Origin of the sequence: Dactylosporangium sp. CS-033363, from assembly GCF_050942475.1 — a bacterium.
GTDB lineage: Bacteria > Actinomycetota > Actinomycetes > Mycobacteriales > Micromonosporaceae > Dactylosporangium.
Map to the genome: position 1 here is coordinate 9,948,396 of NZ_CP192032.1, position 23,441 is coordinate 9,971,836.

A 23,441-nucleotide genomic window follows, 5' to 3' on the forward strand; every position below is an offset into this window, starting at 1 on the left:
CATAGCCTGGTGTCAGTCGTCTGGGGAGGTCGACTTGCCGTCCAGCAACCGCACGTCATCGAACGACAGCCGGACCCTGCTCATCCTGGCGCTGCTGGCGATCGGTGGGTTCCTGGCCTTCTGTGGCGTGGGTGCGTCGAATCCGCTCGTGGTCGCCCTCGGCGTGATTCTGGCTGCCGTCGGCCCGGTCATGATCATGGTGGCCAACAACCGCAACAAGATCCGCCTGTACGTCCACGGGACCGCCCTCGTCGAGGAGATCACGGCCCGCCCGACCGCCGAGGGCCGCACGGCCCGCGCGCGGTTGAAGCTGACCATCACCGCGACGGGCATCAACGGCGTCTCGGTGACCGGCACCGACCCGGCGGTTCCGGTCGACAAGTGGCCCGAGCGCGGCGCGATCCTGCCGGTCCAGGTCCTCAAGGGCACCCCGCGCAAGTTCACCGTCCTGTGGGACCGGGTCGACACCCACCAGCAGGTCGTCATGGCCGAGCAGCGCCGCGGCGAGCCGGAGGACGACTTCAGCGACCTCAACGCGGCCATGAACGCCGACGGGGCGTACGACCCGGACGACGACTACCGCCGCCCGGCCTCCTTCGCCAACGTCCCGCCGGACAACACCCCGACCCTGACCGACCTCCCCCCGGTCGAGGCCGAGATCGACGAGCCGGTCGGCGCGCGGGTGGCCACGGTCGCCCCGCCGGCCGAGCAGATCCCGGACGCGGCCCGCCGCTCGGGCCTGCGCGGGCTGATGGGCTTCCCGCCGCGCCAGGCGGCCAAGCCCCGGCACGCGGCCGCCCCGAACGGCCCGACGCACCGCCCGGCCGAGCCCTTGGGCGCCACCGCCACGGCCACCACGTTCACCGAGACCACCGCCCAGCCCGCCCCGCCGCCCGCCGGGGAGCCGCCGGCGGCCGAGGAGGTCGTCGCCGAGTCCCGCGCGGAGGCGCTCGCCGAGACGCACGCCGAGACGCACGCGGAGACGCACGCGGAGGCGGCGGCGGAGACGGCGGACGCGACCGGCACGGACGCGCCGCCGGCTTCCCGGCCGACCGTCATCGGCGAGGAGGACGAGCCGATCATCATGCGGCTGCGCTCGACCCCGCGCCAGCACCGCCGGCCGAGCCCGCACCCGCGCACGGGGGTCCGCCCCCGCCCCAACCGCACCCGCCCGACGCCGCCGGAGCCCCCCGCGCTCCCGCCGGCCGAGGATGCCGCGGCGACCGAAGACCCGGCCCTGGTCGAGGAGGTCGCGGCGACCGAGGTCGAGCCGATCGCCGCCGAGGAGGACCCGCACGCCCCGGTCCGGCCCGAGTCGTTCTCCCCGGAGGACGCGGAGGACGCCCAGGACGAGCCGATCGCCACCAGCCGGGCCGAGGTGCTGGCCAACATGGAGGCGCCGGAGCCGTACACGATCCCGGAGGCCGGCTCCCGCACCCCCGCCCTGGCGCTGGACCCCGAGGCCGGCGGCGAGATCGAGTGGTGGGAGGGGGCCGACGAGCCGCGCCCGCCCGCCGCGTACTACCCGGACCGCGAGACCGAGACCCCGCCGACCCGCGGCATCTACGTGCCCGCCCCGGTGATCGACGGCGAGCTCGCGCCCGAGGAGGACGACGACGCCACGATCGAGGGCGAGCTGGCGGACGGCGAAGAAGCAGAGCCGGCGGCCGAGGCCGAGGAGCCCGAGGAGCCCGAGACCGAGCCGACCAACGGCAACGGCGCCACGGCGGCCCACCCCGAGAACGGGCGGCCGCCGTTCGGCCGCTCGGCCTGGTCGGCCAACGGGCGCGGCCCGGTGCCGGTCGGCGCCGGCCTCTACAGCGCCCCGCCCGTCTTCCGCGCGCCGGCCGAGACCGGGGACCCGGACGAGGACGAGGAGCCGGTGGCGCCGGACCCGTACGCGACCGAGCACTACCTGCCGCCGGACGAGCACGGCGATGACGACGAGGGCGAGGACGCCGACGCGCTCGAGGAGCAGCCGCTCAGCGAGGGCGCCGTGGCCGAGTTCCTGGCCGCCGGGCCGCGCCGGCAGCCCGCCACGCCGCTCGACGGCGTGCACGGGGTCAGCATCACGCTCATCGTCTCGGACCTGCAGCGCTCCCGCCGCTTCTACCGCGACACCCTGGGCCTGACCGAGCTCGACAGCGGCGAGACGAGCGCCGTGCTGGAGACCGGCACCGCGCGGGTCGTGCTGCGCCGGGTCGCCGACATGCCGCCGGTCGACCGGCGCGTGGTGCACCTGAACCTCGACGTGCCCGACGTGTACGAGGCGTACGAGCGCCTCCGCGAGCAGGGCGTCGACTTCGTGCACCGCCCCCGGGTCGTCCCGCAGGGCGAGCAGCTCGAGCTGTGCTCGGCGACGTTCCGCGACCCGGACGGCCACGCCATCGCCCTGACCCGATGGGAGTTACGGCGCTAGATACAGCCGGGCCAGCTCAGCGGCCGTCTCGCGCATGACGTCGCGCAGTTCGGGCGGCTCCAGCACCTCGAGGTCGGCGCCGAAGCGGCCGAAGTCGGCGCGCGCGTGCTCGATCGACTCGATCGGGACGGTGACCCGCACCCAGCCGTCCCCGTCCGGCGTGGACGTCTCGCGCAGCGCCCGGCCCGCGACCGGCCCGAGCAGGAACCACAGGCGCACGGCGCGCGGCGCGAGCCGTACCACCGCGGATCCTCCCGAGTAGAGCGTGGACTCGAGGCGCTCCGAGAACTCCAGCCAGTACCGCCGCAGCTCGAAGTCGGCCGGGCGCTCGAACGGCTCGTCCAGCGGCGCGATCGCGTCGATGCGGGAGATCCGGTAGGCGTTGGTGCGGGTGTTGCCGGCCGCGACCACATACCAGGCGGTGCCCTTGAGCACGAGGCCGTACGGGGCGATCGTGCGCTCGACCGAGGCGCCGTCCCACTTGCGGTACCAAATCTGGATCTTGCGTTGTTCGAAGACCGCGACGGCGACGGCGTCGAGGTGGGGAGGGGCCTCCGGGTCGCGGAACCACCCGGGCGCGTCGACGTGCACGCGTTCCTGAATGCGCCCGGCGATCGTGCGCTGCTCGGCGGGGAGGGAGGCGAGCAGCTTGAGCCGCGCCGCGTCCAGCGTGGGGCCGAGCCCGAAGTCGCCGGCCGTCGCCCCGCTCCCGGCCAGGAACAGCGCGGCGGCCTCGTCGGTCGTGAGGCCCGTCAGACTGGTCTTGTACCCGTCCAGCAGCGCGAACCCGCCCGCCGGCCCGCGATCGGCGTAGACCGGCACGCCCGACGCGGACAGGGCCTCGATGTCGCGGTACACCGTGCGCACCGACACCTCGAGCTCGTCGGCGATCTGCTGCGCGGTCAGCCGGCCCCGGGTCTGCAACAGCAGCAGCGTCGAGAGCAGCCGACCGGCGCGCATCAGTCGGGCTTGTTCGCGTAGACGGATCGGCGCACGTAGAGCGCGTACAGCCAGGCCGGCCCGAACACGATCCCGAGCGCGAGCAGCGACCAGTGCAGGAACCCGCCGGCCAGCAGCGCGACCTGCACGACCAGCCCGGCGATCCAGGCCCAGGAGTGCTTGAGCAGCCCGCACAGCAGGAAGCACACGACCGCCAGCCCGGCACAGACCCAGATGGCGGCCGTGTTGTCGCCGTGGCCGAGCTTGGCCAGCGGCAGCAGGGCCAGCAGCAGTACCACGCCCTCGACGACCAGCCCCGCCGCCCCGACGCCGCGCACCGCACCGCTCGGGTTCTTCAGACCCGCGGGGGCGCTCATCGCTTCAGCAACCCGCGGGCGTCGGCGACGGTCACGACCGAGCCGGTGATGAGGATGCCGATGGTGCCGGGGACCGCGTTGTCGCTCTCGGCGAGGGTGACGGCGGCGTCGATCGCATCGGGAAAGTTCGGTACCACATGCACCCGATCGCCCCCGTAGAGTTCCTCGGCGATCTGGGCGAGCTGCACCAGCGGCATCGCACGGGGCGAGCTGTTGCGGGTCACCACGATGCTCTCCGTGATCGGCTCCAGCAGCTCGAGCATGCCCTCGACGTCCTTGTCGGCCAGCGCGGCAACGACCGCGACGAGCCCGCTGAACGCGAACTCCTCGGTCAGCGCGCGGACCGTGGCCTGCATGCCGGCCGCGTTGTGGGCCGCGTCGAGCAGGATCGGCGGCGAGTTGCGCACCCGCTCCAGCCGCCCGGGCGAGGTGGCCCCGGCGAAGCCGTCGCGGACCGCCTCGGCGTTGAGCGCGCGCTCGTTGCCCGCGCCCAGGAACGCCTCGACCGCCGCGAGCGCGATGGCCGCGTTCTGCGCCTGATGCTCGCCGTGCAAGGGCAGGAAGATTCCCTCGTACACCCCGGAGAGCCCCTGCAGCGTCAGCACCTGCCCGCCGACGGCGAGGTCGCGATTGACCACGCCGAACTCGCGCCCCTCGCGGGCCACGGTCGCCCCGACCTCGGCGCAGCGCTCCAGGATCGGGCGCATCGCCTCCTCGGGCTGCAGCGCGCAGATCAGCGTCGAGCCCTTGTGCACGATCCCGGCCTTGGCCCAGGCGATCTCCTCGATCGTGTCGCCCAGCCACTCGGTGTGGTCCAGCCCGATCGGCGTGATCACCGTGGTCTGCGCCTGCAGCACGTTGGTCGAGTCGTCCGCGCCACCCAGGCCGACCTCGACCACGGCCACGTCGACCGGCGCGTCGGCGAACGCGGCGAACGCCATCGCGGTGGTCATGTCGAAGTACGTGAGGGGTGCGTCGTTGGTCGCGTCGAGGTACTCGGCCAGCGGCTGGACCTCCTCGTACACCTCGACGAACTTCTCCTCGCTGATCGGCTCGCCCTCGATGCTGATCCGCTCGGTGATGCTCTGCAGGTGCGGGCTCGTGTACCGCCCGGTCCGCAGCCCGTGCGCCCGCAGCAAGGAGTCGATCATGCGCGCCGTCGAGGTCTTGCCGTTGGTACCGGTCAGATGGATCGCCGGGTACGCCCGCTGGGGGCTGCCGAGCGAGTCGAGCAGCCCCTCGATGCGCGACAGGTCGAACACCATGCGGGTGAACCCGCGGGCGTTGAGCTCCTGGTCGACCTCGTGGAAGCTCGGGCTCACAGCGCGGCCAGTTGCTGATCGATGCGGGCCAGGTCGGCCTCGGCCCTGTCCAGCCGCTCCTTGATCTTGGCCACCACCGCCTCCGGCGCCTTGTCGGTGAAGGCCGGGTTGCCGAGCTTGGCCCGGCACTGCGCGGCCTCCTTCTCGGCCGCGGTCTTGTCCTTGGTCAGCCGGGCCCGCTCGGCGGCGACGTCGATCGCGCCGCGGGTGTCCAGCTCCACGGTCACCCCGACGCCGACGGCCAGCCGGGCCGAGGCGGCGAAGTCCTCCGTGGCGGTGTCCAGCCGGGCCAGCGACCGGATCAGCCCCTCGTGCGGCTTGAGGCCGGCCGGCTCGAGCCCGTCGAGCCGGGCCACCACCCGCTGGGCCGGCTTCAGCCCCTGGTCGGCGCGGAACCGGCGGACCTCGGTGACCACCTGCTGCAGGTTCTCCACCTCGCGCTCGGCGGCGTCGTCGACGAGCTCCTTGTCCGCGGTCGGCCACTCGGCCCGCATCACGGTCGGGCCGCCGGTGAGCGTCGTCCACAGCTCCTCGGTCACGAACGGCATGATCGGGTGCAGCAGCCGCTGGAGGTTCTCCAGCACGTGCCCGAGCACCCGGCGGGTGCGGGCCTTGGCCGCCTCGTCGTCGCCGCCGAGCACCGGCTTGGTCAGCTCGAGGTACCAGTCGCAGACGTCGTCCCACGCGAAGTGGAACAGCGTGTCGCACACCTTGGCCAGCTCGAACGCCTCGAACTCCTGATCCACCTCGTCGATCACGTGCTGGAGGCGGGACAGGATCCAGCGGTCGACGGTGCTGAGCTCCTCGGTCGGCAGCTCGCCCTCGACGGTGGCGCCGTTGCTCAGCCCGTACCGCGTGGCGTTCCACAGCTTGTTGGCGAAGTTGCGGGCGCCCTGCACCCACTCCTCGCTGACCGGCACGTCGGCGCCCGGGTTGGCCCCGCGCAGCAGCGTGAACCGGGTGGCGTCGGCCCCGAACCGCTCGATCCAGTCCAGCGGGTCCACGACGTTGCCGAAGGACTTGGACATCTTCTTGCCGTACTGGTCCCGCACCATCCCGTGCAGCATGACGACGTCGAAGGGCTGCTTGCCGTCCATCGCGTAGAGCCCGAACATCATCATCCGGGCAACCCAGAAGAACAGGATGTCGTACCCCGTGACGAGCACGCTGGTCGGATAGAACTTGGCCAGGTCCGGGGTCTCGTCGGGCCAGCCGAGCGTCGAGAACGGCCACAGCGCCGAGCTGAACCAGGTGTCCAGCACGTCGGCGTCCTGGGTCCAGCCGTCGCCGGTCGGCGCCGTGTCGTCCGGGCCCACGCACACGACCTCGCCGTTCGGGCCGTACCAGACCGGGATCCGGTGGCCCCACCACAGCTGCCGCGAGATGCACCAGTCGTGCATGTTGTCGACCCAGCCGAAGTACCGCTTGGTCAGCTCCGGCGGCTCGACCCGCACCCGCCCGTCGCGCACCGCGTCGCCGGCCGCCTTGGCCAGGGGCTCGGTCCGCACGAACCACTGCAGCGACAGCCGCGGCTCGACGGTGGTGCCACAGCGCGAGCAGTGCCCGACGGCGTGCACGTAGGGCCGCTTCTCGGCGGTGATCCGGCCCTCCGCGCGCAGCGCCGCCACGACCGCGGGGCGCGCCTCGAACCGGTCCAGGCCCAGGAACGGCCCGTGCACCGTGATCACGCCGTGCTCGTCCATGATGGTGAGGCTCGGCAGGTCGTGGCGCTGGCCGATCTCGAAGTCGTTCGGGTCGTGGGCCGGGGTGACCTTGACCGCGCCGGTGCCGAACGCCGGGTCGACGTGGGTGTCGGCCACGATCGGAATCCGGCGCCCGGTCAGCGGCAGCTCGACCTCGGTGCCGATCAGGTGCTGGTACCGCTCGTCGTCCGGGTGCACCGCCACCGCGGTGTCACCGAGCATCGTCTCGGCCCGGGTGGTCGCCACGACGATCGCGTTCTCGCCGTCGCCGTAGCGGATCGAGACGAGCTCGCCCTCGTCGTCGGAGTGCTCGACCTCGATGTCGCTCAGGGCCGTCAGGCACCGCGGGCACCAGTTGATGATCCGCTCGGCCCGGTAGATGAGCCCGTCGTCGAACAGCCGCTTGAAGATCGTGATGACGGCCCGGGACAGCCCCTCGTCCATGGTGAAGCGCTCGCGGCTCCAGTCCACCGAGTCGCCGAGGCGGGTCATCTGCCCCAGGATCTTGCCGCCGGACTCGTGCTTCCACTGCCACACGCGCTCGACGAACGCCTCGCGGCCCAGGTCGTGGCGGGACTTGCCGTCCCCGGCCAGCTGGCGCTCGACGACGTTCTGCGTGGCGATGCCGGCGTGGTCCATGCCGGGCAGCCACAGCGTCTCGTACCCCTGCATGCGCTTGCGCCGCGACAGCGCGTCCTGGACCGAGTGGTCGAGGGCGTGGCCGATGTGCAGCGAGCCGGTGACGTTCGGCGGGGGCAACACGATCGAGAACGGCGGCTTGTCGCTGGTCGCGTCCGCCGTGAACAGACCGTCGGCTACCCATTGCTCGTACCGCCGCTGCTCGACCTCGCCGGGAGCGTACTGAGCCGAGAGCGCCGGGGTTGCCTGCCCCGCGCGTGGAGTATCCGTCACACGCAAAGTCTAGAACTGTCGCGCGGGGGGTCTACGCTCGCCATTGCCCCTACACTCAGGAGACTGATCGACGGTGACCTACCCGCCGCAGAACCCGGATGACGAGCCGCGTTCCGAGCCGTTCCGGCCTATGTCGTACGACCTCGCTCCGGAGTACGGCACCACGCCCCCTGCGCCGCAGCCCGGTCCTCCTGGGCCCCCTCCTGCTGGTTATCCGGCGCAGCCTTATGGGCAACAGCCCACGCCGCCTTATGGCCAACCGACCCCTGCTTACGGGCAGCCCGTGTCGGCGCAGCCTTTTGGGCAGCCGCCCGTGTCGGCGCAGCCGTATGGGCAGCCGCCCGTTTCGGCGCAGCCTTTTGGGCAGCCCGCGTACCAGCAGCCCGGGCCCGCCTATCAGGCTCCGCCGCCCGGATATCCCCAGGTCGCTCCCGGTTTTCCGGCGCCTCCCCAGAAGAAGGGCAAGGGGCTGAAGATCACGCTGAGCGTGATCGGCGGCGTGTTCCTGGTCTGCGCGGTGATCGCCTGCGTGGCCTTCTACCCGATCTACCGCGACGCCGGCGCGCACGTGTCCGCCCCGCCGACGCTGCCCGGTGGCCTGTCGAAGCAGGACAGCCCGGAGGCCGACGAGCTCAAGTCGAGCATGGAGAGCGACCTGCGGGGCACGATCGAGAGCATCGACGAGATCGCGACCGGGGTGTACTCCGACGAGAAGGACGACGACATCACCCACGTGGTCGTCCTGGTCGCCGCGACCGGAACGTTCTTCTCCCCGGGCTCCGAGGTCGACGCGGCCTTCAAGGGCTTCGGCAGCAGCAGCGGCGCGACGACGGTCAGCGCGCCCTCCGAGTACCCGGCAGGCAAGCTCGGCGGGACGGCGAAGTGCGGCAGCAGCGAGTACGACGCCGGCGGCACCAGCGTCAAGATGAGCATGTGCGCCTGGGCCGACCACGGCAGCGTGGGCCTGGTGCTGTTCATGGGCCAGGACCTGAGCTACGCCTCGGGGCACTTCGTGGACATCCGTGAGGCCGTGCAGACCCGCTGATCCGGTTCTCGACGTTGTTCGCAGGGGCGCCCGTGGCGCCCCTGCGGTCGTTTCCGGGCCGGGTTGCTACAGTTCGCCGATGGTCGACCCCGACGGCGGACCCGCCGGCCTGTACTACGAAGACGACGACGATGACACCGGCGAGACTCCGGCGAGCCGCGTCCCCCTGAAGCGCGTGGCCATCATCTCCGGCTCGGTCGCGGCCGCGGCGCTGCTCGTCTCTGGCATTTTCTACGGCCCGACGGTCTTCCGGGTCCTGGGCCAGAGCGACACCGAGATCAAGTCCCCGGAGCAGGTGGGTGCCTTCGCCCTGGACAAGAGCGACGGCGCTCAGCAGACCAGCGAGTACATCCGGGACGCGATCGCCTCGAAGGTCAACCTCGACGACAGCGTGGGGCTGATCTACCGGGACGGGAAGACCGACGCCATCCTGGTGGCCGGCACCGCCCGCATCTGGAAGCCGGAAGACACCCTGAAGACCGCCTTCGACATGGTGGCCGACGACGCCGGCGGCGTGCGCGACACCAAGGACGTCGACGCCGGCTCCCTGGGCGGCACGATGCGCTGCGGCACCACGAAGGTCGACGACTCGGACCTGACGGTGTGCGGCTGGGCCGACAACGGCTCCCTGGGCGTGGCCCTGTTCTCCAACCGCGGCGTGCCCGAGTCCGCGAAGTCGATGGTCGAGCTGCGCAACGCGGTCGAGCACCGCAACTGATCTCGTGTGTTTCGCCGGCCCGCGTTCTTCGCGGGCCTTCTTCTTTGCACGCAAAAATGCCTCAGGGGCCCACCGAAATCGGTGAGCCCCTGAGGGAAATTTACGGCGTCCTACTCTCCCACACTCTCTCGGGTGCAGTACCATCGGCGCTGGAGGGCTTAGCTTCCGGGTTCGGAATGGGACCGGGCGTTTCCCCTCCGCTATGGCCGCCGTAACACTATGAACCTGTCAACTCCGCACACCCGACCGCCGTCACCGGCGTGGGGTGCGTTCTGGTGTTGGTTCAGAATCACACAGTGGATGCAAGCAAGCTTCAAAGCCTGAATTGTAGGTCAAGTCCTCGGCCTATTAGTACCGGTCAGCTCAAACCTGTTACCAGGCTTCCACTTCCGGCCTATCAACCCAGTGGTCTCGCTGGGGGCCTTAACCCTCAAGGGGTGGGATACCTCATCTCGAAGCGAGCTTCCCGCTTAGATGCTTTCAGCGGTTATCCCTTCCGAACGTAGCCAACCAGCCGTGCTCTTGGCAGAACAACTGGCACACCAGAGGTTCGTCCGTCCCGGTCCTCTCGTACTAGGGACAGCCCTTCTCAAGTATCCTACGCGCGCGGCGGATAGGGACCGAACTGTCTCACGACGTTCTAAACCCAGCTCGCGTACCGCTTTAATGGGCGAACAGCCCAACCCTTGGGACCTACTCCAGCCCCAGGATGCGACGAGCCGACATCGAGGTGCCAAACCATCCCGTCGATATGGACTCTTGGGGAAGATCAGCCTGTTATCCCCGGGGTACCTTTTATCCGTTGAGCGACACCGCTTCCACCTGCCAGTGCCGGATCACTAGTCCCGACTTTCGTCCCTGCTCGACCTGTCAGTCTCACAGTCAAGCCCCCTTGTGCACTTGCACTCAACACCTGATTGCCAACCAGGCTGAGGGAACCTTTGGGCGCCTCCGTTACATTTTAGGAGGCAACCGCCCCAGTTAAACTACCCACCAGACACTGTCCCTGAACCGGCTCACGGCCCAAGGTTAGATACCCAAATCCAACAGAGTGGTATTTCAAGCTTGCCTCCACGACCACTGGCGTGACCGCTTCACCGGCTCCCACCTATCCTACACAATCGAATTCGAGTACCAATGTCAAGCTATAGTGAAGGTCCCGGGGTCTTTCCGTCCTGCCGCGCGTAACGAGCATCTTTACTCGTAGTGCAATTTCGCCGGGCCTGTGGTTGAGACAGTGGGGAAGTCGTTACGCCATTCGTGCAGGTCGGAACTTACCCGACAAGGAATTTCGCTACCTTAGGATGGTTATAGTTACCACCGCCGTTTACTGGCGCTTAAGTTCTCCGCTTCGCCCCGAAGGACTAACAGGTCCCCTTAACGTTCCAGCACCGGGCAGGCGTCAGTCCATATACGTCGTCTTACGACTTAGCATGGACCTGTGTTTTTAGTAAACAGTCGCTTCCCCCTGGTCTCTGCGGCCACCAACCGCTCCACCAGCACGTGGTCTCACCATCGGTGGCCCCCCTTCTCCCGAAGTTACGGGGGCAATTTGCCGAGTTCCTTAACCACAGTTCGCCCGATCGCCTCGGTATTCTCTACCTGACCACCTGTGTCGGTTTGGGGTACGGGCCGCTCGAAACTCGCTAGAGGCTTTTCTCGGCAGCATGGGATCACTGACTTCACCTGAACGGCTCCGCTTCACGTCTCACCCCTATGTGCTGCGGATTTGCCTACAGCACGGGCTACACGCTTGCCCCGGCACAACCACCGGCCGGGTCCAGCTACCCTCCTGCGTCACCCCATCGCTTGCCTACTACCACCCGAGTTCCCAAACGCCGGCCATCCCCCCGAAAGGTTCAGACCATTGTGAGGTTAGTACAAGCAGGTTCAGCATGGACGCTTCTACGCGGGTACGGGAATATCAACCCGTTGTCCATCGACTACGCCTCTCGGCCTCGCCTTAGGCCCCGACTCACCCAGGGCGGATTAGCCTGGCCCTGGAACCCTTGGTCATCCGGCGGCAGGGTTTCTCACCCTGCTTTCGCTACTCATGCCTGCATTCTCACTCGCGTCACCTCCACGGCTGGATCACTCCGCCGCTTCACCGGTGACACGACGCTCCCCTACCCATCCACGCACCTGGACCACGAAGGCCTGGTACACACGTGAATGCCACAGCTTCGGCGGTGTGCTTGAGCCCCGCTACATTGTCGGCGCGGAACCACTTGACCAGTGAGCTATTACGCACTCTTTCAAGGGTGGCTGCTTCTAAGCCAACCTCCTGGTTGTCTATGCGACCCCACATCCTTTACCACTTAGCACACGCTTAGGGGCCTTAGCTGGTGATCTGGGCTGTTTCCCTCTCGACTACGAAGCTTATCCCCCGCAGTCTCACTGCCACGCTCTCACTTACCGGCATTCGGAGTTTGGTTGACTTCAGTAAGCTTGTAGGCCCCCTAGGCCATCCAGTGCTCTACCTCCGGCAAGAAACACGTGACGCTGCACCTAAATGCATTTCGGGGAGAACCAGCTATCACGGAGTTTGATTGGCCTTTCACCCCTAACCACAGATCATCCCCCAACTTTTCAACGTTGGTGGGTTCGGCCCTCCACGCGGTCTTACCCGCGCTTCAGCCTGCCCATGGCTAGATCACTCCGCTTCGGGTCTAGGACACGCGACTGAACGCCCTGTTCAGACTCGCTTTCGCTACGGCTCCCCCACACGGGTTAACCTCGCCACGTATCACTAACTCGCAGGCTCATTCTTCAAAAGGCACGCCGTCACCCCTGTACAAGTACAGGACGCTCCGACGGATTGTAGGCGCACGGTTTCAGGTACTATTTCACTCCCCTCCCGGGGTACTTTTCACCTTTCCCTCACGGTACTAGTCCGCTATCGGTCACCAGGGAGTATTTAGGCTTACCAGGTGGTCCTGGCAGATTCACGGCAGATTACAGGAGTCCGCCGCTACTCGGGAACACATCAACACAGACCATCAGCTTTCACCTACCGGACTCTCACCGTCTACGGTGCCGCTTTCCAGCGAACTTCGACTAACCAATGGTTTTCTGACTGTGCGTCCAGCCGGCAGACCAGACAAGACACGCCCCACAACCCCAAACATGCAACCCCTGCCGGGTATCACACATGCTCGGTTTAGCCTCATCCGCTTTCGCTCGCCACTACTCACGGAATCACTGTTGTTTTCTCTTCCTGCGGGTACTGAGATGTTTCACTTCCCCGCGTTCCCTCTACCTGCCCTATGTGTTCAGGCAGGAGTGACACCACATGACTGGTGCCGGGTTCCCCCATTCGGACACCCTGGGATCACAGCTCGGTTGACAGCTCCCCCAGGCCTATCGCGGCCTCCCACGTCCTTCATCGGCTCCTGGTGCCAAGGCATCCACCGTACGCCCTCAGCAACTTGACCACAAAGCAATAAAGATGCTCGCATCCACTGTGCAATTCTCAACCAACACCAAACCTGCACCGCTTTGTCAGCCGCAACCTCGACAGAAATCACTGCCTGGTTTTGCGCGCCGGCGCAGATCCACGTCCGAAACCCTCAACACAACCGCGTTGATTGTTTCAGGACCCAACAGGGTGCCTATACGCCGTCCCGAACCGCATCATCGGTGTTCCACTCCCCTCACGGGGTTGTACTAGCCGGCGACCGTTGTCGCGGGAAAGCTTCGCCAGTGTCTCCGCCTGTGAGCACCCCACCACCACATTCGGGTAGTGCGGGCTCCTTGCCACCTTTCGGTGGAAGGTGCTCCTTAGAAAGGAGGTGATCCAGCCGCACCTTCCGGTACGGCTACCTTGTTACGACTTCGTCCCAATCGCCAGCCCCACCTTCGACGGCTCCCTCCACAAGGGTTGGGCCACCGGCTTCGGGTGTTGCCGACTTTCGTGACGTGACGGGCGGTGTGTACAAGGCCCGGGAACGTATTCACCGCAGCGTTGCTGATCTGCGATTACTAGCGACTCCGACTTCACGGGGTCGAGTTGCAGACCCCGATCCGAACTGAGACCGGCTTTTTGGGATTCGCTCCACCTTACGGTATCGCAGCCCTTTGTACCGGCCATTGTAGCATGCGTGAAGCCCTGGACATAAGGGGCATGATGACTTGACGTCATCCCCACCTTCCTCCGAGTTGACCCCGGCAGTCTTCGATGAGTCCCCGGCCGAACCGCTGGCAACATCGAACAAGGGTTGCGCTCGTTGCGGGACTTAACCCAACATCTCACGACACGAGCTGACGACAGCCATGCACCACCTGTGAACGCCCCCGAAGGACACCGTGTCTCCACGGCTTTAGCGCACATGTCAAACCCAGGTAAGGTTCTTCGCGTTGCATCGAATTAATCCGCATGCTCCGCCGCTTGTGCGGGCCCCCGTCAATTCCTTTGAGTTTTAGCCTTGCGGCCGTACTCCCCAGGCGGGGCGCTTAATGCGTTAGCTGCGGCACAGAGAACCGGAGAGGCCCCCCACACCTAGCGCCCAACGTTTACAGCGTGGACTACCAGGGTATCTAATCCTGTTCGCTCCCCACGCTTTCGCTCCTCAGCGTCAGTATCGGCCCAGAGACCCGCCTTCGCCACCGGTGTTCCTCCTGATATCTGCGCATTTCACCGCTACACCAGGAATTCCAGTCTCCCCTACCGAACTCAAGCCTGCCCGTATCAGCTGCAAGCCCACAGTTGAGCTGCGGGTTTTCACAGCTGACGCAACAAGCCGCCTACGAGCTCTTTACGCCCAATAAATCCGGACAACGCTCGCGCCCTACGTCTTACCGCGGCTGCTGGCACGTAGTTGGCCGGCGCTTCTTCTCCAGGTACCGTCACTTGCGCTTCGTCCCTGTCGAAAGAGGTTTACAACCCGAAGGCCTTCATCCCTCACGCGGCGTCGCTGCATCAGGCTTCCGCCCATTGTGCAATATTCCCCACTGCTGCCTCCCGTAGGAGTCTGGGCCGTGTCTCAGTCCCAGTGTGGCCGGTCGCCCTCTCAGGCCGGCTACCCGTCGTCGCCTTGGTAGGCCATCACCCCACCAACAAGCTGATAGGCCGCGAGCCCATCCCAGGCCGAAAAACTTTCCACACCAGATGATGCCACCTGGAATGAATATTCGGTATTAGCCCCCGTTTCCGAGGGTTATCCCAAAGCCTAGGGCAGGTTACTCACGTGTTACTCACCCGTTCGCCGCTCGAGTACCCCGAAGGGCCTTTCCGCTCGACTTGCATGTGTTAAGCACGCCGCCAGCGTTCGTCCTGAGCCAGGATCAAACTCTCCAACAAAATCTGCGTTGGTGAATCAATCACCCGGCAACAAACAAATGTTGTCACCAAAGGAATCCCAGACACGCTGCACACTCCCGAAGAAGCGCGCCCGTGCCACGGGGTAAATTTCAATTGGCACTGGCTTAACAAGCACCCTGTTGAGTTCTCAAACAACCAACACACACCGTCGTGACCCGCGATCACTCGCTTGCCTCGTCCGGGGCAACTTCTCTACTTTACCAGGTCGCTCGCCGTTGTCAAGTTCGTTGTCCGAACTTAATTCCTTTGAGCGGTTTTCCCGAGCATAGCAAGGCCACCGTTTCCGGTGATCTTGTTTCGGGAGATCCAGTAACACCGACCGGCACTTGGGAGCTTGTCGCTCGCTTGGCCCGCCCGGCTCGTTACCGGCCTGTCTATCTTACCTGCCCGATCCGTTCTGTCAAGTCCGCGTTTTCCGCTTGTTGACCTTCCGGACCGTAACTCCCGCACAGTTCATCCGCGCCGTTTTCGGCGCCAGATCTGCTCGGGAGTTCGGTAGGCCGGCCAGCTCTTGCAAGCTCGCCCGGTTCCCTACCGGCTGGAGTACCTTACCCGGCCGGCTTCGCGTTCGCAAATCGCTTCCCGCACCGCCCTGGTGGTACCAATCCGACGAACCGGGCGTTTCCGCCCATCCCCTCGGACTTGGAGAACCTTACGGACCTTGTGCCGCCCGAGTCAAATCGGCCCCTCGAAAGCGCGGAAACCCCTGCACAGCAAGGGTTTCCGGAGACGTCGCCCCGCCGTCGCGGCCGCTCCCCCCGCCGTCGCGGCCGCTCCCCGCCGAGCATGAGCGGGCCGAGCACGAACGGGCCGAGCACGAACGGGCCGAGCACGAACGGGCCGAGCACGAACGGGCCGAGCACGAACGGGCCGAGCGACGGTCGACGTCAACGCGCAACCGCGAGGCGGCGACGCGCAACCGCGAGGCGTCGACGCGCAACCGCGGGGCGGGGTCAGAGCCGGCGGTTGGCCAGACTCGGCACCGTCTCCCGGATCTCCGCGAGCCGCTCGAGGTCGAGCTCCGCGAACGTCACCCCGACGACATCCGGCGCCTGGGCGACGACCGTCCCCCACGGATCCACGACCATGCTGCGCCCGAAGCACGTCCGGTCGGGATCATGGTTGCCGATCTGCCCGGCGGCGAGCACGTAACACTGGTTCTCGATGGCTCGCGCCCGGAGCAGAACCTCCCAATGGTCCCGTCCCGTGTGCAGCATGAACGCCGCCGGCACCACGAGGACGTTTGCGCCGTCGATCGCCAGCATGCGGTACAACTCGGGAAAACGCAGGTCGTAGCAGATCGACAGACCTAGTCGGAGCTGCTCGACATCGACGATGCTCGTCGACTCACCCGGTGCGACGGTCGCCGACTCCTGGTATGAGACGCGCCCGGGGATCTCCACGTCATAGAGGTGGATCTTTCGATAGCTGCCGGCAAGCGCGCCGGATCGATCGAAGACCAACGACGTGTTGAAGGTGTGCGAAGCGTCGGGTCCGGTCTCGTGGAACGACCCCGCGTGCACCCACATCCCGAGCTCGCGCGCGGCGTCGGCGAAGAACGCCGCGAACTCCCCGTCGACCGGCTCGGGCGCGGGTGCCGAACGCGCGCGCCCGAGGTAGTCCACGTACTCGGGGAGGATCGCCAGATCCGCTCCCCCGTCGGATGCCCGCTGCAGGAGCGAACGGGCCGCCTTGAGGTTCTCAGCCCGGTCGTCGCGGGCATTGAGCTGACATACCGCTACGCGCATAGGCGCCAGGCTACGCCGACTTCTCCTCGCGGTCCGCGCGTCGCCGGCCGACCCGGTGGGCGGCCAGATCGCGCGGCACGATCGTCGGAATGACCTTCTCGAGGACCACCTCGCGGGTGATCAGTACCCGCGCGATGTTGGGGTTGCTCGGCACCTCGTACATCACGGAGAGCAGGACCTCCTCCATGATGGCCCGCAGTCCGCGGGCGCCGGTGCCGCGCAGGATGGCCTGGTCGGCGATCGACTCCAGGGCCTCGGGCGCGAACTCCAGCTCCACCCCGTCGAGCTCGAACAGCCGCTGGTACTGCCGCACGAGCGCGTTGCGCGGCTCGGTGAGGATCTTGACCAGGGCGTCGCGGTCGAGGCTCTTGACGCTCGTGATGACCGGCAGCCGGCCGATGAACTCGGGGATCAGGCCGAACTTGAGCATGTCCTCGGGCATCACGTCGCCGAACGCGTCGTCCGCGGTCCGGTCGGTGATCGAGCGCAGGTTGGCCCCGAAGCCGGTGCCGCCCTTGCCGACCCGCTGCTGCACGATCCGGTCGAGGCCGGCGAACGCGCCACCGCAGATGAACAGCACGTTGGACGTGTCGATCTGGATGAACTCCTGGTGCGGGTGCTTGCGTCCGCCCTGCGGCGGGACGTTGGCGACCGTACCCTCGATGATCTTCAGCAGCGCCTGCTGGACACCCTCGCCGGAGACGTCGCGCGTGATCGACGGGTTCTCCGACTTACGGGCGATCTTGTCGACCTCGTCGATGTACACGATGCCGGTCTCGGCGCGGCGAATGTCGTAGTCCGCGGCCTGGATGAGCTTGAGGAGGATGTTCTCGACGTCCTCGCCCACGTAGCCGGCCTCGGTCAGCGCCGTGGCGTCGGCGATCGCGAACGGGACGTTGAGCATCCGCGCGAGCGTCTGGGCCAAGTGCGTCTTGCCGCATCCGGTGGGGCCGATGAGGAGGATGTTCGACTTCGCGAGCTCGACCCCGTCGCCGCCCGAGCCGCCGCCCGACTCCGCCTGCACCCGCTTGTAGTGGTTGTACACCGCAACCGCGAGCGCCTTCTTGGCCTGGTCCTGCCCGACGACGTACTGGTCGAGGAAGGCGCAGATCTCCATGGGCTTGGGCAACTCGTCGAACTTGACGTCACCCGACTCCGCGAGCTCTTCCTCGATGATCTCGTTGCAGAGATCGATGCACTCGTCGCAGATGTAAACGCCAGGGCCGGCGATCAGCTTCTTCACCTGCTTCTGCGACTTGCCGCAGAAGGAGCACTTCAGTAGGTCGCCGCCGTCGCCGATCCGTGCCACCTACGATCTCCCTGCCTTCGGCCGGACCCTACGTCCGGATCGCATCTGCTCGCTGCGGGGGCCAGTTGCGCCCGCGCTGGCTACTGCCTCGACGTTACCTGGTGGTGGCCCGTATTCCGACCCCCTACGCGGGGGTGTCTTTTTGGCCGCCCTCATGACGACACTCGCCTGACACTCCATCGGCCCGCCCAACCTCCAGGTTAGGGCGGGCCGATGCGGTCGTGGGTAGCGGGCGCCGATCAGTTGCCCGAGGCCACCAGGCTGGACTTCTTGCGGCTGACCAGCACGTTGTCGACCAGGCCGTACTCCTTGGCCTCGTCCGCCGTGAGGATCTTGTCGCGGTCGATGTCCTTGCGGACCTTCTCGACCGGCTGACCGGTGTGCCGCGACACCATGTCCTCGAGCTGGGTCCGCATGCGCATGATCTCGCGGGCCTGGATCTCGATGTCCGAGCCCTGCCCGTAGCCGCCCTCGGTGGCCGGCTGGTGGATGATGATGCGCGAGTTGGGCAGCGCGAGGCGCTTGCCCGGGGTGCCGGCCGCCAGCAGTACCGCGGCGGCGCTCGCGGCCTGGCCCAGGCACACCGTGAGGATGTCGGGCCGGACGTAGAGCATGGTGTCGTAGATCGCCGTCATGGCGGTGAACGAGCCGCCGGGCGAGTTGATGTACAGCGTGATGTCCCGGTCCGGCTCGGTGCTCTCCAGCGTCAGCAGCTGCGCCATCACGTCGTTGGCCGACGCGTCGTCGATCTGCACGCCGAGGAAGATGATCCGGTCCTCGAACAGCTTGTTGTACGGGTTGGTCTCTTTGATGCCGTACGACGTGCGCTCGACGTACGACGGCAGGATGTAGCGGTTGTGCACCTCGCGCAGCGCCGGAGGCAGGCTCAGATCGGTCATGGCTTCGCTCCTCAGGCCAGGGTTCCGGCGCCTTCCGGAGCCTGCTGGGCCCCGGTGATCACCTTGTCGATGAAGCCGTAGTCTCGCGCCTCTTCGGCGGTGAACCAGCGGTCACGGTCGGAGTCGGACTCGATCTGCTCGAGCGACTGACCGGTGTGGAACGACACGCGCTCCTGGAACATGCGCTTCGTGTACAGCATCTGCTCGGCCTGAATGGCGATGTCGGAGGCCGTGCCCCCGATGCCACCGGACGGCTGGTGCATCATGATCCGCGCGTGGGGCAGCGCCATGCGCTTGCCGGGCGCCCCCGCACACAGCAGGAGCTGGCCCATCGAGGCGGCCATGCCCATCGCCACGGTCGCCACGTCGTTGGTGACGAACTGCATGATGTCGTAGATCGCCATGCCCGAGTAGACGGAACCACCGGGCGAGTTGATGTACAGCCAGATGTCGCGCTCGTCGTCCTCGGCCGCGAGGAGGAGCATCTGCGCGCAGATCCGGTTGGCGACCTGGTCGTTGACCTCGCTACCCAGGAAGATGATGCGTTCCTTGAGCAGCCGGTTGAACACCGAGTCGTCGAGCGTCAGGCTCGTGTCCGCGCCCCGACCGCGCCCGTGGGGCGCGGGACTGACTGGCGACGCTGGAATATGCAGGTCGGTCATGGCAGCCCTTCGCAAGAGTCTTGTACTTGCCGACCCTAACCGGTGCGAGAGGCATCAGCTTCCCGTGCTCACCGCATTTCGCTATGAGCGCACCGTGGTGAAGGCCGGGGCTTTTGCCCCGGCCTACAACGTTAGTGGTCGTGGCCCTCGTGGTCGCCGTGATCGTGACCCTCGTGGTCGTCAACCGCACCGCGCAGGTCGTCGAGGCTGAGCTCGGCGCCCTCGCTGTCCACGATCTTCACCCGCTCGAGCACGACCCCGAGGGCCTTGCCGCGGCGCACGTCGCCGAAGACCGCACCGGCCACGCCGGCCTGGACCAGCTGGTCGTAGTACTGCTGGGGGCCCATCCCGGCCCGCTGCGCCCGGTGCACGATCTCGTGCCCGAACTCGTCGTCGCTGACCTGGATGTCCTCGGCGTCGGCCAGGGTGTCGAGCACCAGCTGCACCTTCACGCCCTCGACGGCCGCCTCGTTGAGCTCGGCGTCCATCTCCTCCTCGGTCTTGCCCTCGGTCTGCAGGTAGTCGTCGAACGAGGCGCCGATCCGCTGCAGCTGGTCGTTCATCGACTCCTTGCGCGACTCGACCTCGTCCTTCACCACACCCTCGGGCGCGGGGACGTCGGTCGCGTCGATGACCGCCTTGAGCGCGAGGTCACGCGCGGAGTACAGCTGCTCCATCCGCTTCACCCGGGTGAGCCGGTTGCGCAGGTCGTCCTTGAGCTCGTCCAGCGTGTCGAACTCGCTCGCGAGCTGCGCGAACTCGTCGTCCACCTCGGGCAGCTGCTTGTCCTTGACCGACTTCACGGTCACCGACACCTCGGCGTCGCGCCCCTCGAACTCCCCACCCACCAGCTGGGTCGTGAAGTCCGTCGAGTCGCCGGCGCCCATGCCCACGAGCACGTCGTCGAGGCCGGGGACGAGCTGGCCGCTGCCGACCTCGTGCGACACGTTGGTCGCGCTCCCGCCCGGCACCTCCTCGCCGTCCACCTTGGCCACGAGGTCGATCTGCACGTAGTCGCCGACCAGCGCGGTCCGCTCAACCGTCTTCAGCGTCGCGAACCGGTCGCGCAGCCCCTTGAGCTGCTCGTCCACGTCATCCTCGGACACCGTGAGCGCGTCCACGGTCACCGTGATCCCGTTCATGTCCGGCAGCGTGATCTCCGGCCGCACGTCGACCTCGGCCGTGAACTTCAACGGCTGCCCGTCGGCGAACTCGGTGATCTCCACCTCGGGCCGCCCGAGCGTCTTGACCTCGTGCTCGCGCACCGCCGCCAGAATCTGCGTCGGGATGACCTCCTGCACGGCCTCGTTCAGCACCGCCCCGCGCCCCACCCGCTGGTCGATGACCTGGGTCGGCACCTTGCCCCGCCGGAACCCGGGGATGTTGACCTGCGAGCCGATCTCGCGATACGCCTTCTTGAGACTCGGCTCGAGCTCGGCGAACGGCACCTCGATTTCGAGCCGCACGCGAGTCGGGCTCAGGGTCTCGACGGTGCTCTTCACAGAACTTTCTCCCTCGTTACTACGGCTTGTCGGACTGGTGGCTGCGCTTGGTCGTTCCTGGTCGGGGTGGCGGGATTTGAACCCACGGCCCCTCGCTCCCAAAGCGAGTGCGCTACCAAACTGCGCTACACCCCGGTGGTGTGCGTCGGCAAGTGTATGCGCTCGACCGGAGACCGCGCCGCTCGGTATGCCGGTGTCGCACACCGTGGACCCCCCGCTGCTGACCGGCCGCGCACGGATTAGGTACGCTGGGCCCCACGCGTGCGGGCGTAGCTCAATGGCAGAGCTTCAGTCTTCCAAACTGACGGTGGGAGTTCGATTCTCCTCGCCCGCTCTCTTCTGGCCTTTCCTGGGGGAGCAAGCTCCACCCAGACCCCCTCAAAACCGGCGCGGGCGCTGCGGCACCGCAGAGTTTTCCGTGTCTCTTGTACCCCACGTGCCCGCGTCGACACCTGCCCGAGGACCGATCGCCGTTGAAGCGCCCACCAGGCGCCTTCAATCAGGCCCCTCCTGAAGCGGCCGACCGCCGACTTGTCTTCACCAAGTGCAGAGTTGCAGCGCATTGATCCGGCGGTGTGTTCACTAATCACGCCGCTGTCAGGCAACCGACGCAAAGCCCGCTTCGTACGTACGTTCGAAAGCGGCCGGGCAGCCAACTCCCTGCCGACTCGGGTGGTTGCGCTCAGCCTCCGGCGGGTCTCCGACGGGGCCTCCGGCTCCGGGAGGTCGCTCCGCTCCCGCACCGTTGCTTAGCGCGAGCCCAGGCAACCGGCCCCGCCCCCTTCGATACGGGAGATCCGCTGGGCTCATAGGGACCCTTGCCACCACTCGGAATCACCCAATCCGGCGCACGAGCACCGGTCCATATCGGCTACTTGCTGGCAGGTAGAACGATCCAGTGGGACTTAAGGATGTTGTCGTCGGCGCCGTCGCTGGCGCCGTCGTGGGGTGGCCCGGCCTTTACTTTCAGGCTCGCATCGCCCGCAACACTGAGCGTAAGAAGCGATCCGCTGAGGCAGTGACCAAGATGTTGACGTGCGCCCGCGAGGCAGAGGACTACGTCGAGGGGGTCTTCCGGGTTGAGCGCCGAGACCTGGCCGGCGAGGAGTTCAATCAACTTCAGCAGATGGCCAGGTCAATCGAGGTTCCTGGGATGCTAGTACCCGACCGACGGTTTCATCGGACGACTGCCCGCTCAACCAGGCTGCTCAGCCGGATCGGCGAAGCCCACCTCGGCGGCGCGACCGCACCAACGGCAGGCCGCATAGCCCTCACCGTGATCCGACACATCACGGCATGCTGCGAGGCCTACCTGCGGGAAGATCGAATTCCACGAGAACCCGAAGAGTTTGCGCAGTTCGAAGCAGCCGTAGCCTCCTTTTACGACGAAATCGAAAGATCCGCAACCTTGGGCCTCGCTCCGGACCCACCAGGCCATCACGGTTCTGACGATCTTCATCCGTCCGGCTGATTTCCAGCCGAACAGTCGCTGATGTCGGGCGTTCGTCACACGACCGAGCGGGCTCGGCACACGGGGCATTACGGACGGCAGGCGCCACTCGCGCTCGGCCTGCTGGCGGCACAAGCGCAGGCGTCGGCCGATGCGGCGGTTCGTTCAGGTTGGGGCCGCATCCAAGATCAAACGTGCCAGATTCCGTACCAGTAGCCCATTCCGCTCGGGGGCACGAGGGGGCAAGAGCGGGCGCTGAGAACCGGGACTGCCCCAAACTGACGGTGGGAGTTCGATTTTCCTCGCCCGCTCTCTTCTAGCCCTTCCTGGGGGAGCTTCGCTCCACCCAGACACCCTCAAACCGGCACGGGATGCTGCGGCACCGCAGAGTTTTCCGTGTCCCTTGCACCCCCGTGCCTACGCCGACACTTGCCCGCAGACCGATCGCCTCGAAGTGCCCCACCAGGCGGCCCCATCGATCAACCCGCGCCACGGCGGCCGGCGCGCTACTTGTCTGCCTCAGTGCCAAATTGCCCATGCGCTGGTCACGGCAGGTTCAAGGTCCACGGTCAGCGTCGCGCCTTCCGGCGGGCACCCGTCCGCTTCACCGAAGATCTGCAGAGCGGTCATGGATTCCGCACCGGGCTGCGGGGTGCCCAGGGTGGCGGACGTAGGCGATGTCACGAGATGGCGTGGGTAGCACCTCCCCGCTCTGCGATCGCCTCGAAAAGCTCACGACGTGCGCCCATCGATCAGTCCCGCCGCAGCGGCCGGCGGTCGACTTGTGTGTAGCAAGCTCCAAGTTGCCGTTCCCCCTGGTTGGCCTGCGCGTTCACGGGCCGCGGCGACGCCCGCGGTAACCTCGTCCACTTCTCTGGTCGTATACGTCGCGTATAAGATTTGCCGGTGGGCTACATATGGCTCCCGCAGCTATTGGCGATCCTCACCGACCTCGAACCGCATGAGGTCATGCAGGGGCTACAGCACCATCGGCGCTGGCCGCAGCCCATGCGCGACCCGCACGGCATGCTCTTCCTGAACATTCGCACGCGCACCAAGGCGGGGGCGCGCGATCGTCGTCACCGTTCGCCTGATGGGTGGACTCGACGCGCAGAT

Annotated in this window: 13 protein-coding genes, 2 tRNA genes and 3 rRNA genes; 4 read left to right on the plus strand and 14 right to left on the minus strand. The window is 66.9% G+C overall.

Annotated features, from left to right (window positions below; translation table 11 throughout):
- Nucleotides 1-34: 34 nt before the first annotated feature.
- Nucleotides 35-2,419 (plus strand): VOC family protein, encoded by a 2,385-nt coding sequence (locus ACQPZ4_RS45845; RefSeq protein ID WP_433051374.1) that lies wholly within the window; start codon nt 35-37, stop codon nt 2,417-2,419.
- Here ACQPZ4_RS45845 and ACQPZ4_RS45850 read toward each other — a convergent pair.
- The 4 genes from ACQPZ4_RS45850 to ACQPZ4_RS45865 are packed head-to-tail and all read right to left on the minus strand — an operon-like array spanning nt 2,408 to nt 7,672.
- The gene (locus tag ACQPZ4_RS45850; protein ID WP_433051377.1) at nt 2,408-3,379 is read right to left on the minus strand and encodes a helix-turn-helix transcriptional regulator; all 972 of its coding nucleotides are present in this window, start codon (nt 3,377-3,379) and stop codon (nt 2,408-2,410) included. The two genes, ACQPZ4_RS45845 and ACQPZ4_RS45850, sit on opposite strands and share 12 nt — an antisense overlap.
- Entirely contained in the window at nt 3,379-3,735 is a 357-nt protein-coding gene (locus tag ACQPZ4_RS45855) for a DUF4233 domain-containing protein (RefSeq protein WP_433051380.1), read from the minus strand. The genes ACQPZ4_RS45850 and ACQPZ4_RS45855 overlap by 1 nt, the downstream gene beginning before the upstream one ends.
- Nucleotides 3,732-5,000 (minus strand): bifunctional folylpolyglutamate synthase/dihydrofolate synthase, encoded by a 1,269-nt coding sequence (locus ACQPZ4_RS45860; RefSeq protein ID WP_433066985.1) that lies wholly within the window; start codon nt 4,998-5,000, stop codon nt 3,732-3,734. The genes ACQPZ4_RS45855 and ACQPZ4_RS45860 overlap by 4 nt, the downstream gene beginning before the upstream one ends.
- Before the next feature lie 53 nt (nt 5,001-5,053).
- Entirely contained in the window at nt 5,054-7,672 is a 2,619-nt protein-coding gene (locus tag ACQPZ4_RS45865; protein ID WP_433051383.1) for a valine--tRNA ligase, read from the minus strand.
- A 313-nt stretch (nt 7,673-7,985) separates the two neighbouring features.
- Between ACQPZ4_RS45865 and ACQPZ4_RS45870 the strand changes: the two genes are divergently transcribed.
- Together ACQPZ4_RS45870 and ACQPZ4_RS45875 are read left to right on the plus strand one after the other, a co-directional pair.
- On the plus strand, nt 7,986-8,717 hold the full coding sequence (locus tag ACQPZ4_RS45870) for a hypothetical protein (RefSeq protein WP_433051386.1): 732 nt from the start codon (nt 7,986-7,988) through the stop codon (nt 8,715-8,717).
- Nucleotides 8,718-8,796: 79 nt separating this feature from the next.
- Nucleotides 8,797-9,435 carry a hypothetical protein gene (locus ACQPZ4_RS45875; RefSeq protein ID WP_433051388.1) on the plus strand — a complete coding sequence of 213 codons (639 nt, stop codon included), beginning with the start codon at nt 8,797-8,799 and terminating at the stop codon, nt 9,433-9,435.
- 97 nt (nt 9,436-9,532) lie between these two features.
- Here ACQPZ4_RS45875 and rrf read toward each other — a convergent pair.
- From rrf to ACQPZ4_RS45920, 9 genes are all read right to left on the minus strand, one after another.
- Nucleotides 9,533-9,649 (minus strand): 5S ribosomal RNA (gene rrf, locus ACQPZ4_RS45880).
- Nucleotides 9,650-9,763: 114 nt separating this feature from the next.
- Nucleotides 9,764-12,869 (minus strand): 23S ribosomal RNA (locus ACQPZ4_RS45885).
- Nucleotides 12,870-13,219: 350 nt separating this feature from the next.
- Nucleotides 13,220-14,734 (minus strand): 16S ribosomal RNA (locus ACQPZ4_RS45890).
- The 16S, 23S and 5S rRNA genes sit together here, the layout of an rRNA operon.
- A 974-nt stretch (nt 14,735-15,708) precedes the next feature.
- Nucleotides 15,709-16,503, minus strand: coding sequence for a carbon-nitrogen hydrolase family protein (locus ACQPZ4_RS45895; protein ID WP_433051391.1), 795 nt, complete (start codon nt 16,501-16,503; stop codon nt 15,709-15,711).
- A 10-nt stretch (nt 16,504-16,513) separates the two neighbouring features.
- Entirely contained in the window at nt 16,514-17,812 is a 1,299-nt protein-coding gene (gene clpX, locus ACQPZ4_RS45900; RefSeq protein ID WP_433051394.1) for an ATP-dependent Clp protease ATP-binding subunit ClpX, read from the minus strand.
- A gap of 239 nt (nt 17,813-18,051) precedes the next feature.
- Nucleotides 18,052-18,711, minus strand: a complete 660-nt coding sequence (locus tag ACQPZ4_RS45905; RefSeq protein ID WP_433051397.1) for an ATP-dependent Clp protease proteolytic subunit — start codon at nt 18,709-18,711, stop codon at nt 18,052-18,054.
- An 11-nt stretch (nt 18,712-18,722) separates the two neighbouring features.
- Entirely contained in the window at nt 18,723-19,373 is a 651-nt protein-coding gene (locus ACQPZ4_RS45910) for an ATP-dependent Clp protease proteolytic subunit (protein ID WP_360378043.1), read from the minus strand.
- 131 nt (nt 19,374-19,504) lie between these two features.
- On the minus strand, nt 19,505-20,875 hold the full coding sequence (tig, locus tag ACQPZ4_RS45915) for a trigger factor (protein ID WP_433051400.1): 1,371 nt from the start codon (nt 20,873-20,875) through the stop codon (nt 19,505-19,507).
- Between the two features lie 58 nt (nt 20,876-20,933).
- Nucleotides 20,934-21,010 (minus strand) — tRNA-Pro (locus tag ACQPZ4_RS45920).
- Nucleotides 21,011-21,138: 128 nt separating this feature from the next.
- Between ACQPZ4_RS45920 and ACQPZ4_RS45925 the strand changes: the two genes are divergently transcribed.
- A tRNA-Gly gene (locus ACQPZ4_RS45925) sits at nt 21,139-21,209 on the plus strand.
- A gap of 861 nt (nt 21,210-22,070) precedes the next feature.
- Here ACQPZ4_RS45925 and ACQPZ4_RS45930 read toward each other — a convergent pair.
- Complete coding sequence (locus tag ACQPZ4_RS45930; RefSeq protein ID WP_433051403.1) at nt 22,071-22,406, minus strand: hypothetical protein; 336 nt, start codon at nt 22,404-22,406, stop codon at nt 22,071-22,073.
- Between the last annotated feature and the right edge of the window lie 1,035 nt (nt 22,407-23,441).

Coding starts and splice junctions, on each gene's coding strand:
- ACQPZ4_RS45850 (WP_433051377.1), bottom strand. CDS start 3,379: ATGCGCGCCGGTCGGCTGCTCTCGACGCTGCTGCTGTTGCAGACCCGG.
- ACQPZ4_RS45855 (WP_433051380.1), bottom strand. CDS start 3,735: ATGAGCGCCCCCGCGGGTCTGAAGAACCCGAGCGGTGCGGTGCGCGGC.
- ACQPZ4_RS45860 (WP_433066985.1), bottom strand. CDS start 5,000: ATGGTGTTCGACCTGTCGCGCATCGAGGGGCTGCTCGACTCGCTCGGC.
- ACQPZ4_RS45875 (WP_433051388.1), top strand. CDS start 8,797: ATGGTCGACCCCGACGGCGGACCCGCCGGCCTGTACTACGAAGACGAC.
- ACQPZ4_RS45895 (WP_433051391.1), bottom strand. CDS start 16,503: ATGCGCGTAGCGGTATGTCAGCTCAATGCCCGCGACGACCGGGCTGAG.
- ACQPZ4_RS45905 (WP_433051397.1), bottom strand. CDS start 18,711: ATGACCGATCTGAGCCTGCCTCCGGCGCTGCGCGAGGTGCACAACCGC.
- ACQPZ4_RS45910 (WP_360378043.1), bottom strand. CDS start 19,373: ATGACCGACCTGCATATTCCAGCGTCGCCAGTCAGTCCCGCGCCCCAC.